This window comes from Streptomyces celluloflavus (assembly GCA_000720995.1).
Taxonomy (GTDB): domain Bacteria; phylum Actinomycetota; class Actinomycetes; order Streptomycetales; family Streptomycetaceae; genus Streptomyces; species Streptomyces celluloflavus.
In genome coordinates this window covers 155950-168533 of record JOEL01000013.1, presented here as the reverse complement: position 1 = coordinate 168533, position 12584 = coordinate 155950, and the positions used below count along the sequence as shown (strand labels likewise).

At 71.2% G+C, this 12584-nt stretch carries 11 protein-coding genes; 3 read left to right on the top strand and 8 right to left on the bottom strand.

What is annotated here, in order from left to right; translation table 11 throughout:
- Positions 1–57: 57 nt before the first annotated feature.
- Both IH09_RS14800 and IH09_RS14795 read right to left on the bottom strand, forming a co-directional pair.
- Positions 58–720: a response regulator transcription factor gene (locus IH09_RS14800; protein WP_052856693.1), complete on the bottom strand. Its 663-nt coding sequence runs from the start codon at positions 718–720 to the stop codon at positions 58–60.
- Positions 721–1031: 311 nt separating this feature from the next.
- The gene (locus IH09_RS14795) at positions 1032–1688 is read right to left on the bottom strand and encodes a DUF3000 domain-containing protein (RefSeq protein WP_052856692.1); all 657 of its coding nucleotides are present in this window, start codon (positions 1686–1688) and stop codon (positions 1032–1034) included.
- Positions 1689–1850: 162 nt separating this feature from the next.
- On the opposite strand from IH09_RS14795, the gene hemE reads away from it, so the two are divergent.
- Positions 1851–2897, top strand: coding sequence for a uroporphyrinogen decarboxylase (hemE, locus tag IH09_RS14790; RefSeq protein ID WP_052856691.1), 1047 nt, complete (start codon positions 1851–1853; stop codon positions 2895–2897).
- Between the two features lie 34 nt (positions 2898–2931).
- On the opposite strand, the gene IH09_RS14785 is transcribed toward hemE, so the two are convergent.
- The 4 genes from IH09_RS14785 to IH09_RS14770 all read right to left on the bottom strand — a co-directional run bounded on the left by IH09_RS14785 (position 2932) and on the right by IH09_RS14770 (position 7626).
- Positions 2932–4311 (bottom strand): FAD-dependent oxidoreductase, encoded by a 1380-nt coding sequence (locus IH09_RS14785; protein ID WP_052856690.1) that lies wholly within the window; start codon positions 4309–4311, stop codon positions 2932–2934.
- Between the two features lie 99 nt (positions 4312–4410).
- Positions 4411–5043 (bottom strand): chloramphenicol phosphotransferase CPT family protein, encoded by a 633-nt coding sequence (locus IH09_RS14780; protein WP_110952298.1) that lies wholly within the window; start codon positions 5041–5043, stop codon positions 4411–4413.
- A gap of 238 nt (positions 5044–5281) precedes the next feature.
- Complete coding sequence (locus tag IH09_RS14775) at positions 5282–6040, bottom strand: class I SAM-dependent methyltransferase (RefSeq protein WP_240150779.1); 759 nt, start codon at positions 6038–6040, stop codon at positions 5282–5284.
- Positions 6041–6456: 416 nt separating this feature from the next.
- Entirely contained in the window at positions 6457–7626 is a 1170-nt protein-coding gene (locus IH09_RS14770) for a Dyp-type peroxidase (RefSeq protein WP_052856688.1), read from the bottom strand.
- A gap of 214 nt (positions 7627–7840) precedes the next feature.
- Between IH09_RS14770 and IH09_RS14765 the strand changes: the two genes are divergently transcribed.
- Positions 7841–9052, top strand: a complete 1212-nt coding sequence (locus tag IH09_RS14765) for a right-handed parallel beta-helix repeat-containing protein (RefSeq protein WP_318279461.1) — start codon at positions 7841–7843, stop codon at positions 9050–9052.
- A 16-nt stretch (positions 9053–9068) separates the two neighbouring features.
- On the opposite strand, the gene IH09_RS14760 is transcribed toward IH09_RS14765, so the two are convergent.
- Complete coding sequence (locus IH09_RS14760; RefSeq protein WP_190233294.1) at positions 9069–9764, bottom strand: hypothetical protein; 696 nt, start codon at positions 9762–9764, stop codon at positions 9069–9071.
- A 23-nt stretch (positions 9765–9787) separates the two neighbouring features.
- On the opposite strand from IH09_RS14760, the gene IH09_RS14755 reads away from it, so the two are divergent.
- Positions 9788–9994 carry a hypothetical protein gene (locus tag IH09_RS14755; protein WP_052856686.1) on the top strand — a complete coding sequence of 69 codons (207 nt, stop codon included), beginning with the start codon at positions 9788–9790 and terminating at the stop codon, positions 9992–9994.
- 48 nt (positions 9995–10042) lie between these two features.
- On the opposite strand, the gene IH09_RS14750 is transcribed toward IH09_RS14755, so the two are convergent.
- On the bottom strand, positions 10043–12466 hold the full coding sequence (locus IH09_RS14750) for an SdrD B-like domain-containing protein (RefSeq protein WP_052856685.1): 2424 nt from the start codon (positions 12464–12466) through the stop codon (positions 10043–10045).
- Between the last annotated feature and the right edge of the window lie 118 nt (positions 12467–12584).

The following is a 12584-nucleotide window of genomic DNA, read 5'->3' as shown; positions in this document are numbered from 1 at the left end:
GCGCGTCGCCCGTCGAGGGAACGTTCCCTCGACGGGCGAGACGGTGTGCTGACGGCGTCAGTGGATGATGCCGGTGCGCAGGGCGACCGCCACCATCCCGGCCCGGTCGCCGGTGCCGAGCTTGCGTGCGATGCGGGCGAGATGGCTTTTGACGGTCAGCGCCGACAGCCCCATCGAGACGCCGATGGCCTTGTTGGACTGGCCCTCCGCCACCAGCCGCAGGACCTCGACCTCACGGCCCGACAGCTCGCGGTAGCCGCCGGGGTGCCCGGGGGCCCCGGGCGGGCGGCGCTGCATACGGGCCGCGTTGGCACCGATGGGCGCGGCGCCGGGCCGGCCGGGGATGCCCAGGTTGGTGCGGGTGCCGGTGACGACATAGCCCTTGACACCGCCGGCGAGGGCGTTGCGTACGGCGCCGATGTCGTCGGCGGCGGACAGTGCGAGGCCGTTGGGCCAGCCGGCCGCCCGGGTCTCGGACAGGAGCGTGAGGCCGGAGCCGTCGGGCAGGTGGACGTCGGCAACGCAGATGTCGCGCGGGTTGGCGACGCGGGGACGGGCCTCCGCGATGGACGACGCCTCGATCACGTCACGCACTCCGAGGGCCCACAGGTGGCGGGTGACGGTGGAGCGGACGCGAGGGTCGGCCACGACGACCATGGCCGTCGGCTTGTTCGGGCGGTAGGCGACCAGGCTCGAAGGTTGCTCGAGGAGAACAGACACCGGGCCTCCTGGGAGGAGTGGCGGGGACGGAAGCCGGCTGGGGAGAGCCGGAATGATCCGTGCTGGAAGGGTCACTGGACTCTTCGGCAGCAATCCGGCGGGACTTTAGACTTTGATCACGATTTAGTTGGGGGCAATTCGGGCAAATCGGATGCGTGATCGATCAGAGGTGGGCACCGAGTGTGCACCGAGATGATCAGAGGCGTACGCGATGCCGTCCGGACCCGGCACGGCACCGCCCGGAGATGATCAGCGGGCCCGGCGGCGCCCGGCCGGGGAGGCCGGCGCCGCCCGGCCGGGCGGATCCTGGATCAGCGGGGCTGCGGACCGCGGCGCTGCGGCAGCGGTACGACACCGCCGCGCTGCGCCGCCTCGGGGCAGGCCGGCGGCAGGCCCGCGACCTGGCACAGCAGATCGCCCCACGCCGCCAGATGCGCCGCCAGGTCCGGCACCCCGCCCGGCCCCTCGGCCGGCGTCCAGGACGCCCGGATCTCGATCTGGGTCTTCGGCTCGCGGTCGGACAACCCGCCGAAGTAGTACGACCCGGCCCGGGTGACCGTGCCGCTCGGCTCGCCGTAGCGCACCCCGCGCGCGTCCAGCGCACCGGTGAGCCAGGACCACGACACCTCGGGCAGCAGCGGATCGGTGCCCATCTCCGGCTCCAGTTCGGCCCGGGTCAGCGTCACCACGCGGAAGGTGCCCTGCCAGGCTTCCTGCCGGGCCGGGTTGTGGAGCAGCACCAGCCGCCCGTCCGCCAGATCCTCGTCCTCCCCGCCGGGCCCCGCGCCCCGTTCGACGACCGCGGCCTCCAGCGCGTACGCGAACGGCGCCAGCCGTTTCGGGGCGGGTGTCGGGTCGATCTCGATCTCCGGCCTCAGCCGTGCCGCGCGGAGCGCCTCGACCGCCTGACGGAAGGGGATCGGGGTCTCGTCCGCGCTGTCCGCGAGGTGTTCGTGAGCCGCAGCCATGCCCGGAAGATTAGGCCGAAGAAGGCCCTCATACGGGGAGGACACCCGGTGCGCGCGTCGCCCATTCGGAGGCGCCCTCGCGCGCGTGCGAAGATTCGGGGCGTGAGCGCCAACAACCTTCCCGAAACTCTCCGCTCCGGTCGAGCAGGGGAGGCCCCCGTGATGGGCCAGCCGCAGACCGCCACGCACGACTCGGCATTCCTCCGGGCCTGCCGCCGCGAGCCGGTGCCGCACACACCGGTGTGGTTCATGCGCCAGGCCGGGCGCTCACTGCCCGAGTACCGCAAGGTCCGCGAGGGCACCGCGATGCTCGAATCCTGTATGCACCCCGAACTCGTCACCGAGATCACCCTGCAGCCGGTCCGCCGGCACGGCGTCGACGCCGCCATCTACTTCAGCGACATCGTCGTCCCGCTCAAGGCCATCGGCATCGACCTCGACATCAAGCCCGGTATCGGCCCGGTCGTCGAGAAGCCGATTCGCACCCGCGCCGACCTGGCGCGGCTGCGCGCCCTGGAGCCCGCCGACGTGACGTATGTCACCGAGGCCATCGGCATGCTCGTCGGTGAACTGGGCGCCACGCCCCTCATCGGCTTCGCCGGCGCGCCGTTCACGCTCGCCAGCTACCTCGTCGAGGGCGGCCCGTCCCGCAACCACGAGCACACCAAGGCGCTCATGTACGGCGACCCGCAGCTCTGGGCCGACCTGCTGGACCGCCTCGCCGATATCACCGCCGCCTTCCTCAAGGTGCAGATCGAGGCGGGCGCGAGCGCCGTCCAGCTCTTCGACTCCTGGGTCGGCGCGCTCTCGCCCGCCGACTACCGGCGCGCCGTCATGCCCGCCTCCGCCAAGGTCTTCGACGCGGTCGCCGGGTACGGCGTGCCGCGCATCCACTTCGGCGTCGGCACCGGCGAACTCCTCGGCCTCATGGGCGAGGCGGGCGCGGACGTCGTCGGCGTCGACTGGCGGGTCCCGCTGGACGAGGCGGCCCGCCGCGTCGGCCCCGGCAAGGCGCTCCAGGGCAACATCGACCCCGCCGTCCTGTTCGCCCCCCGCGCGGCCGTCGAGACCAAGGCCCGCGAGGTGCTGGACGCGGCCGCCGGTCTGGAGGGCCACATCTTCAACCTCGGCCACGGCGTCCTGCCGACCACCGACCCCCAGGCGCTGACCCGGCTCGTCGAGTACGTCCACGAGCAGACCGCCCGCTGAGCACCACCGAGCCGGCCGCCGGGGCGCGGCCGGCTCAGGCCCCGGCGGCCCGTACCGCCGCCGTCGCCTTGCGGGCCGCCACCAGCACCGGGTCCCAGACCGGCGAGAACGGCGGCGCGTAGCCGAGGTCCAGGGCGGTCATCTGCTCCACCGTCATCCCGGCGGTGAGGGCCACCGCCGCGATGTCCACCCGCTTGGCCGCGCCCTCGCGCCCCACGATCTGCGTGCCGAGCAGCCGGCCCGTACGGCGCTCGGCGAGCATCTTGACGTGCATCGGGCGGGCGCCGGGGTAGTAGCCCGCGTGGTTGGTCGACTCGATGGTCGCGGTGACGAACTGCAGACCGGCGGCGAGCGCATGGCGTTCCAGCAGCCCGGTGCGGGCGATCTCCAGATCGCAGACCTTGCTGACGGCGGTGCCGACGACACCGGGGAACGTCGCGTAGCCGCCGCCCACATTGGCGCCGATGACCTGGCCGTGCTTGTTGGCATGGGTGCCCAGCGCGATGTGCCGGGTGTGCCCGGAGACCAGGTCGAGGACCTCGACGCAGTCGCCGCCCGCCCAGACGGCGTCCTGGCCGCGCACCCGCATCCCCAGGTCGGTGAGCAGCCCGCCGGACTCGCCCAGCGGCAGACCGGCCGCGGCGGCGAGAGCCGTCTCGGGACGTACGCCCATGCCCAGGACGACCACATCCGCCGGGTACTCGGTGTCCTCGGTGGCGACCGCGCGGGCCCGCCCGGCACCATCGGTCAGCACGGCGGTGACGACCGCCCCGCGCACCGTCTCGATGCCCAGCCCGCACATCGCCGTGTGGACCAGCGCGCCCATGTCCGGGTCGAGGGTGGACATCGGCTGCTCGCGGCGGTCCAGGACGGTCACCGCGTAACCCCGGTCGATCAGCGCCTCGGCCATCTCGACGCCGATATAGCCCGCGCCGACCACCACGGCCCGCCGGCCCCCGGTGGTGGCGAGGGTGTCCAGCAGCGCCTGCCCGTCGTCGAGGGTCTGCACACCGTGCACACCGGGGGCGTCGATACCGGGCAGCGCGGGGCGCCGCGGGCGGGCACCGGTCGCCAGCACCAGTTTGTCGAAGCCGGTCCACGATTCCCGGCCGTCCTCGTCCAGGTCGCGGGCGCGCACCCGGCCGCGGTCCAGGTCGAGTTCGGTGACCTCGGTACGCATCCGCAGGTCGATACCGCGGGCGCGGTGCTCCTCGGGACTGCGGGCGATCAGCGCCTCCGGGCCGTCGACCGTGCCGCCGACCCAGTACGGGATACCGCAGGCCGAGTAGGAGGTGAAATGGCTCCGCTCGAACGCGACGATCTCCAGCTCGTCGGGCTTCCGCTGCCGCCGCGCCTGGGACGCGGCGGACATCCCCGCCGCGTCACCCCCGACGACCACCAGTCGCTCCGCCATCCTGTGCGCCCCTTTCGTCGTGTCACGGCGAAGGCTACGGGGCGGCGCCCGGCGGGGCGGGCGCCGGCCGGGCGGACCGGGCCGGACGGCCGCCGCGGATCACGCCGGGCCGCTGACCCCCAGGCTCCGCCGGAGCTGCTGGAAGGCGGTGGGCGTCGGCCGCCGCGGCAGGAACTCCTTGATCCGCCGAGCGCACTCCAGCGGGTCGGCGGCGGCGGTGTCGCACTCGATGTCGTAGACGCCATGGGCGTGGACGTTCGCCAGCTGACCGGCGGCCAGCCCCACCGGACGGTCCCCGCGGGCCCGCTCGCGGCGTTCCAGTTCCGGGAGCGGGCAGTGCACGCCGACCAGGACGACATCCTCGGCCGCGAACAGGCCGAGGCAGTCCAGCAGCCGCCACGGCTGGCTCAGCACATGGTCCACCACCACGGTGTTGCCGCCCGCCGCCATCCCGGCGACCGCGCGGTGGAAGCCCCGCCAGGTGCGTTCGAGGACACCCGGCAGATCGTCCGGCGCGATGTCCCGCCGCGAGCGCATGGCGTGGAAGGCGTCCACCGGCAGATGGAAGCACGGCTCGTCCAGCGTCCGCAGCAGCGCCTCGGCGATGCTCGACTTCCCCGAACTCGACGTACCGTTCAGGAAAATGATCAGCCCGCGCGGCGGCGCCGGAGCCTCCTTTGGGCCCGTCTTCTCACCGGTCCGCCCGTCGGGCGCTGTCGTTGTCGGCACCATGGCTCTCCCTCTCCTGGAACGGGTACGAGGCTAGAGCCAGGCGATGTGGTGATCCCTCGTCGGGTGCCGCCCGGTACGGAGGAAGGGAACCGGCAGGACGGCGGCGCCGCTCGCGATGCGCACTCAACGTGCCGACAACCAGGGGGAGTTCATCGAGTCCTGGCAGCCGGTCGGCGGGTTCGGTCCGCGCTCCGGGCGTCGGCGTCCGCGGCCCTGGCCGCCGAGGCCCGGACGCACCTCAGGCCCGGTCGGCGGTGACGGCCCATACCGGCAGGAGCAGCCGGTTCTGCTCGTCGGCGGACAGTCCGTTGACGAACTCCCGCCCGCCCGGGACGTTCAGCACGTCCACGATTTGGTGCAGGATGTCCCGGCTGAATTCGACGGACACGGTGTAGGTGGCGGGCTCCAGGCCGGTGATCGACCAGCCCGCACCGGTGAAGGTGGCGCGCAGCTCTTCCTCGGAACAGCGGTTGGGCGCCGCGATTTCCTTGGGCACCAGGTCGGAGAAGCAGATCACGTGCAGCGTCGCCCCTGGCGTGCTGACGCGGTGCAGCGTGGCGAGATACCGCTTTCGCTGCTCCGGTTCCAAGCCGTGGTAGAGGGCGCTGTCGATCACGGTGTCGAAGCGGGCGTCCGGGTCGAGCCCCTCCAGGGTGATGGCGTCGGAGACGACGAACCGCATGTCGAGACCGAGCGCCGCCGCCCGTTCGGCGGCGAGCCTGATCGCGTTGGACGAGGCATCGACCGCGGTGACCCGATGCCCGCGCCCGGCGAGGAAACGGGAATTCTCACCCAGGCCACAACCGAGATCGAGTACCTCTCCCCGGAATCCACCGGCTTCCTCGATCTCCATGAGCACCGGCTGCGGACCTCCGATATCCCAGGGGATGATGTCACCGCAGATCTCCCGCAGCGGGGAATCGGGGGCGTACAGCGCATCACCGCCGTAGCTGGAATCGAATTGGATATGGGTCATATTCGGGCTGTCGTCAGGCATGTTTCTTCTCCCGGATTCTCTGTCACTGGCAGCTGTGGGGAGGGCCGACCTGGAGTATCCGCACAGTTGGGCAGATCGCGGAACGTGGCCCACCAGGGGAAAATCGGATTTTCACCCATCTTGCCGTGTGTGACGTGGATGCGGAACTCCTCGAAAAGGTGAAGATGGCTCTCGCGGTGCCCGTAAGGGTGTGAGTGCAGGGGGTCAAGCGGCGAAGGGGAATTCAGTGGTCCGGTGGTGCTGCCGTTCGTACTCCGCCGGCGAGAGGAGAGGGCCCGGTGCGCGACGGCAAGAATTACGGAATTGTCGCAGATGAGCAGTTGCGGCGCTGAACGGATACGCGGCCGGCCTCGGTCATTTGAGGGTGGACAACTCGCCGGCAGGTGCCGTTCCTCGGGAATTCGTCGTCGGCCTGTTCAGCGGAACATCTGGGACCCGAGCGGGCGCCGCTGGTCGAAGCCGGGGAGGATGAGGAAGGTTGCGCTGGCGGTGGTGGTGGTGAATCGCAGCAGTGCGTCGGAATCATCCATATGCGCAAGAGTGCTGGTGAAGGTGCGCAGGTCGTTCTGGAAGCTGATGAAGAGCAGGCCCGGGGTGGGCTCGTCGGTGCTGTAGGAGCGGCGGAGCATGAGGCCGGCGCCGACCACGTTGGGGTTGGCCCGGCGGATGTGGGCGTCGGCCGGTACGAGGTAGCGCCCGTCGGGTGTTTTGGCGCCGAGGTTCGGGGCCGAGGCTATGGTGCCGCCGGAGAGAGGCGCACCGGTGGCCCGGCGCCGGCCGAAGACCGCCTCCTGGTCGGCGACGGAGAGCGCGGCGAATCGCGGCAGGTCGAGTTCCATGCGCCGTAGTACGGCAAGGGTGCCGCCGGCGACCGGAGCCGGCCCGGCCAGCCACAGGTGGCGCTGGTGTTCGGCCGTCGTGTGCGGGCCCACGATGCCGTCGATGAAACCGAGCAGGTTCTGTGGCGCGGAAACGCCCTTGTCCACGGGGATGTTCGGACCGCGGCGTCCGGACTGCCGCCAGCGTTCGCGTAACCGGTCGCCGGCCCGGTCCAGAAGCGCGGCGGCGGTGAGCGGCAGCAGCAAGGCGTCGCTGGCGCAGATCTGTATCAACAGGTCCCCGCCGCGTGCCTGGGGGGCGATCTGCTCGCGGGAGAACCAGGGGAGGTCCGCCGCGCCGGGCAGCGAGGGACCGGCCCTGCGCACCAGCCGTGGGCCCACCCCGATCGTCACGGTGAGATCGCCCGGCGGCAGGCCCAGCAGCCGTGGATCGGCCCCCGCGGTGAGTGCGCGAATGGCCTGGCCGAGTTCGGCCAGCAGCGGGCCGGCGGCCACGGCGTCGCCGAGGTCGGCCACCAATGCCAGGAGGTTCGGCTGGGCCGGTTGCGGGAGTGTGATACCCGCCTGATGGCGGCCGACCGGCGACACCCGTGTCATGGACGCGGAGGAATGGGAAGAGGCGGAGGAAGGGGCCGGGCTCGGCTGAGCTGCGGGCGATTCGCACCCGGCGGCGAGCCCGGTGACCGCCACGGCCCCGGTGGCCCCGATGAAGGCGCGACGTGACGGATGGGACTCGGCTCGGCTCACGGTGGGAAGAATGCCATATCCCCTATGGGAGAGGTGAGTTGATCGGCCTTCCTCCGGTATGACTTCATGCCAGGATGAGGCCATGCCTCGTCTGCGTCTCCGCGTGATGGTCGCGTTACTGAGCACACTCACCTGCGTACTGGCGGGCTGCGGGTCCGGCGATGACGGGTCGAGCCAGGGCCGGCGGCCGTCCGGTGCGCGGGTGACGATCAGAGTGCCGGCCGACGCCCCGACGATCTCGGCTGCGGTGTCTCTCGCTCACTCCGGTGACCTGGTATTGGTCGCTCCGGGCGTCTACCGCGAGTCGGTGAAGATCTCCACGCCGCAGGTCACTCTCCGTGGCGAGTCCCGGGACAAGGTCGTCATCGACGGGCGGTTGCAGCAGCCGAACGGGGTCGTTGTCACCGCGCCCGGGGTGGCCGTGGAGAACCTGACCGTGCGGGACAACACGCAGAACGGGGTCCTGGTCACCGGTTCGGCGAAGGCCGTCGCCGGGATGCCGGGGCGTTCCGGGGGCTACGACACCGGCGATGAGCCGGTCACCTTCCTGAAGTCGTTCCTGGTTTCCCATGTGACCGCGACCCGCAACGGTCTGTACGGCATCTACGCGTTCTCCGCGCAGGACGGTGTCATCGAGCATTCGTACGCCTCGGGCGGGGCGGACTCGGGGATCTACGTCGGACAGTGCAAGCCCTGCCGTGTCGTGGTGCGGGACAACGTCGCCGAACTCAACGCGGTCGGCTACGAAGGCACCAACGCCAGTGGCGACATGTACGTGGTCGGCAACCGCCTGGTCGGCAACCGGGTCGGACTCACCACCAACTCCGACCACCAGGAGAAGCTGCTCCCACAGCGGGGCGCCGTCATCGCGGGCAACCTGATCGCGGCCAACCAGCAGCGGGCGACCCCCCAACAGGCCGACGGCGGGTGGGGTATCGGCATCGGCATCGACGGCGGCAGCGACAACCGGTTCCTCCGCAATCGCATCGCCGGCAACAGCAATGCCGGGCTGGTGATCACCGCGACCGCAGACATCCCTCCGGACGGCAATCAGATCGTGGAGAACACCTTCGCCGCCAACGGAGTGGACGTCGGCTGGACGTTCCGCACCGCCACCCGGGGACGGGGCAACTGCCTGCGCGGCAATGATCTGCGCACCACGGTGCCCGCCCGGCTCCCGGCCACCGCGCCCTGCCCGCTCCCGGCCGGATCGCCCTCGCCGGCCGGCAGCTGGACGATGCCGACGGCACCCGGTGGCATCCCGTTCACCGAGGTCGCGGCGCCCGGTCCGCAGCCGCAGTTCCCCAACGCCCGCACCACGGGCGCCACCGCTGTCCCGGCTGTTCCGGCCCTGCCGGACACGGCAGGCATCCCGCTGCCGTCGGCGTCCCTGCTCGCCGCCGGCGCGCGGGTGCAGACGTCCTGAGCGCCCTGAGCGGCGGCTACCGCGCCGGGGTGACTCCGGGTACCGGGGTGACCGGAACGTACTTCCGGGTGTCGAAGTCGATGACCACCGGCTGCGCCTGGGAAGCCACGCCGACCCGGGTCCGGTACATGGTGCCGTCCGAGCCGATCCAGTAGCGCACATTGCCCGCCGTACCGGCGCGGTCGGGGGAGGACGGCCCGGTCATGATGTCCACCTGGTGCCCGTTCACCTGGTCCCGTCCCCACCAGGCGGCGCCGTTCTGCGACAGCAGCTGGGCGTTGTCCGGCCGGTCGCTGCCGAGGCTGAGCGCGATGGTCAGCGAACTGTCCAGCGCGCTGCCGGACGACCGCAGCGGACGGCTGTACCAGCCCGTCCGGGGCGGTGACGCGGGTGCGTGCTCCGGGGCGTCCGTCATCGGGTGGACGTACACCGCGGTGGCCGTCCACTCGATCAGCCCGTCGCTGGACGCGTCGCGTCCGGTGCCGTGCACCACGCCGTAACCGAGCTTGCCCCGGTAGTCGAGGGAAGCGGTGACGGTCAGCCCGCCGGCGGCGCCCGGCACCGTGATCGTCACCGAGCGCCCGCGCGCCTCGTAGTTGCGGAACCGCGTGATCGCCAGTCGGCTCGCCTCGTCCGAGGTCAGCGCGCGCGGACCGCTGGGGCCGGAGCCGCTGCCGGGGATCAGGAACGCGGCCACCGCGGCGGCCACCATGACGATGACGGCTGCCGCCCAGCGTGGCCGCAGCCATCGGCGCCGGTCAGCCGCACGGCCCGGTAGAGCTCGCTGGATTCCCGCGCTCCGCACGCGGCTCGACGCTGACACTCTTCCGATTCACCCTCTCGATCACCACCCTGCCCGGCCGCCGTACGGTCGCGGCGGCACTCGACAGTCCGGTGACGGACGACGCCGAGGCCGGCCCTCGCGGACCGGCCGGGACGTGATGTGCCCGACCGCGCCATCCGCGGCGCGGGCGGGCCGTTCACCGTTGTTCAGTTCGTGCGGTGTTTCTGGGCGCGACGCCTCCGGCTCAGGAACACGATGGCCAGGCCCGCACCCATCAGTAGACCGACGAGCGTGATCATCTCCGGCAGCCTGGCCATACCGGTGTGCGCCAGCGAGCCCGTGCTCCCACCGGCCGGGGCCGGGTGGTTGGCAGGCAGCACGGACGACGGCGGCGTGGCGGCCGGTGGCGAGCTCGGTGTCGGCGTCGGAGTCGGGGACGGCGTCGGGGTGGCCTTCGGGATGTACACCCCGGCGTCGATCGTGTGGTCGACCCCTCCCGGTTTGTCCGGCGCCGTGACAGGCGCGTAGCCGTTGCACAACCGCCCGGTGGTCGGCGGGGTCACATTGGAGTCATGCGCCCGGTCGGCACCGGCTCTCGGGAGCGTGAACCGCAGTTCGCTCGCCGGGGGCTGGCTCGGCACCTTGCCGGTGTCCGCGGTGCACACGTCGAACTGCACCGTGTATTTCGCACCCGGCGTGAGCTGGTAGGCGGCGCCGACACCACCGAAGTAGTACTCGCCGGCGGCGTCGGTCCTGGTCGTGGCGACCTGTTTGCCGCCCGCGTCCAGCAAGTTGATCGTCGCCCCCGGCAGCGGTACTTCCGCCGGGTCCTGGATACCGTTGTGGTCGCCGTCGAACCACACGCGGTTACCGATCTGGATCGGCGCGTTCGCCGCCTCGTACGCGATGTCGCCGAGCCCGCCGGCCTTGCCGAACCCGTTCTGTTCCGAACCGACGAACTGGTACGCGTTGGCGGCCGGGTTGTTGCCCGGCCCCTGACCGGTCGCGATGTCGTAGTAGCCGGTCCCGGCGGTTTCGACGTTGACGGTCGGGTCGAACTCCGTGCTGACGACCCACTGCTGCCGGGGGATATAGGCCACCGCCCCCAGCGCGGTTTCCTGGTGTCCGCCGGAGAAGAAGTCGCCCGGGAAGTATTCGACGACTCCGTTGTCCTCGCCGCCGTCGTTGGCGGGGGTGGCGTGGTTGGGGCAATTCCCGGTGCCTTCCCACGCGTATCCGCCGGCCGGATTGGCGCAGGCCATGGTGATGTCACCGCCGGACATGCCCGTTTCCGGTGTGTTGTTCTGCGGCCGGGGGTCCAGTCCCTTGGCACTGAGCACGTCCATGAACCGGTCGCGGAAACCGATGATCATCGAACCGTCGCGGGCGAAGGCGAGACTGGCCAGCTCCGGCTGCGGATCGATGAAGGCACCGCCGAGATTGTTCTTGTCCCAGGTGGCCAGGTCGGTGTTCCACGGGTTCCACTGGCTGTTCTGGGCGGATGCCTTCTGGGCGGCACCGACGAAGACGTAGCCGCGCTTGCCCGTGAGCGGATGCGTCAGCACCGTGGTGAACTGCTTGCCGTCGTAGGCGTAGACGACGGCCTTCAGGTCGTCGCGCTTCTGTGTGCTCTCCGCGCCGCACACGCCACCGACGTAGAGTTTGTTGTCGTGCGTGGCGAGACCGAACGGCCGCCAGTCACCCGACGCCGCGCAGTCCGGGTCCGGGATCCGCACCGTCGCCTCGGGCGCCGACGCGGTGTCCCCGGTCGCGGGGAAGCTCACCAGGCTCCGGGTCAGGAGGTTCACCGCGTACAGCGTGGCACCGTCCTCCGACAGGGCCAGACCGCCGATGCTCTCCTTGCCCGGTGCGTCGGTGAATCCGGGATCCTTGATCATCTGTGCCGTGTCGTGCTGCGTCGCCGTGGCGCCCGGCACCCGCGCGAACAGCTTCGGTGCACCCCCGCCGCTGACCGGTACGGTGTAGATCGCGCCACCGCCCTCCGGCCCGTACGGGGCGTACCGCCGGGCGAACGCGCTCTGGAACAGCCGGCTCCGGTACTTGTCGTAAGCCAGCCCGAACGTCGTGCCCACCTGGTCCTGCGTGTCCAGCGTGACCGGGCACGACACATCGGTGGGACAGGTGCCTCGGGTCTTCGTCCCGAACGCCACCAGTGCCCGGGTGTCGGCTCCGGCGGCGCCATTCTGGACCGGCACGAAATAGCGCGAGTCCGGCAGCGTGTAGTCAGCCGGATCCCACACCCCCGTCACCACCGAGGCGCTCTTGCCGCCCGACACGTCCACGAACGACGTGAAGCTGTCGAAGTGGTTCTCCGCCGTCGACGCGGGCGCCGCGCGCAGATAGCCGCTGTACGGTGCCGGGACGCTGACGTCGACGCGGTACCGGCCGCCGCTCAACGCGGTGGACGGCGGCACCACGACCTTTCCGGTGGCGTCCGTGACGCCGGTGACATGGTGACCGGCGGGGTCGGAGATCTCCACCTTCATGCCCCGCTGCGGCACGTCCATCGTCGTGTTGATCACGCCTTCGCCGAAGAAGTCGCGCAGCACCTCAACGGTCAGCGTGCCATCGGCGGTTGACGCGGCGGCCGGTCCAACCGCCGCCCCCATGGCGCCGCCTGCCAGTAAAAGAACGGATAACCCCATGCGCGTCAGCGGCTTCACAAGCCTCCGGGCCGACTGGCGCGAGTCTCTGCCGACTCGGTTCATGGCATCACTCTCCACACCT

What these genes read in the sequence shown, in the direction of transcription:
- IH09_RS14775 (WP_240150779.1), bottom strand. Translation starts at nt 6,040, where the DNA reads ATGCCTGACGACAGCCCGAATATGACCCATATCCAATTCGATTCCAGC.
- IH09_RS14785 (WP_052856690.1), bottom strand. Translation starts at nt 4,311, where the DNA reads ATGGCGGAGCGACTGGTGGTCGTCGGGGGTGACGCGGCGGGGATGTCC.
- IH09_RS14760 (WP_190233294.1), bottom strand. Translation starts at nt 9,764, where the DNA reads ATGGTGGCCGCCGCGGTGGCCGCGTTCCTGATCCCCGGCAGCGGCTCC.
- IH09_RS14750 (WP_052856685.1), bottom strand. Translation starts at nt 12,466, where the DNA reads ATGGGGGCGGCGGTTGGACCGGCCGCCGCGTCAACCGCCGATGGCACG.
- IH09_RS14780 (WP_110952298.1), bottom strand. Translation starts at nt 5,043, where the DNA reads ATGGTGCCGACAACGACAGCGCCCGACGGGCGGACCGGTGAGAAGACG.
- hemE (WP_052856691.1), top strand. Translation starts at nt 1,851, where the DNA reads ATGGGCCAGCCGCAGACCGCCACGCACGACTCGGCATTCCTCCGGGCC.
- IH09_RS14795 (WP_052856692.1), bottom strand. Translation starts at nt 1,688, where the DNA reads ATGGCTGCGGCTCACGAACACCTCGCGGACAGCGCGGACGAGACCCCG.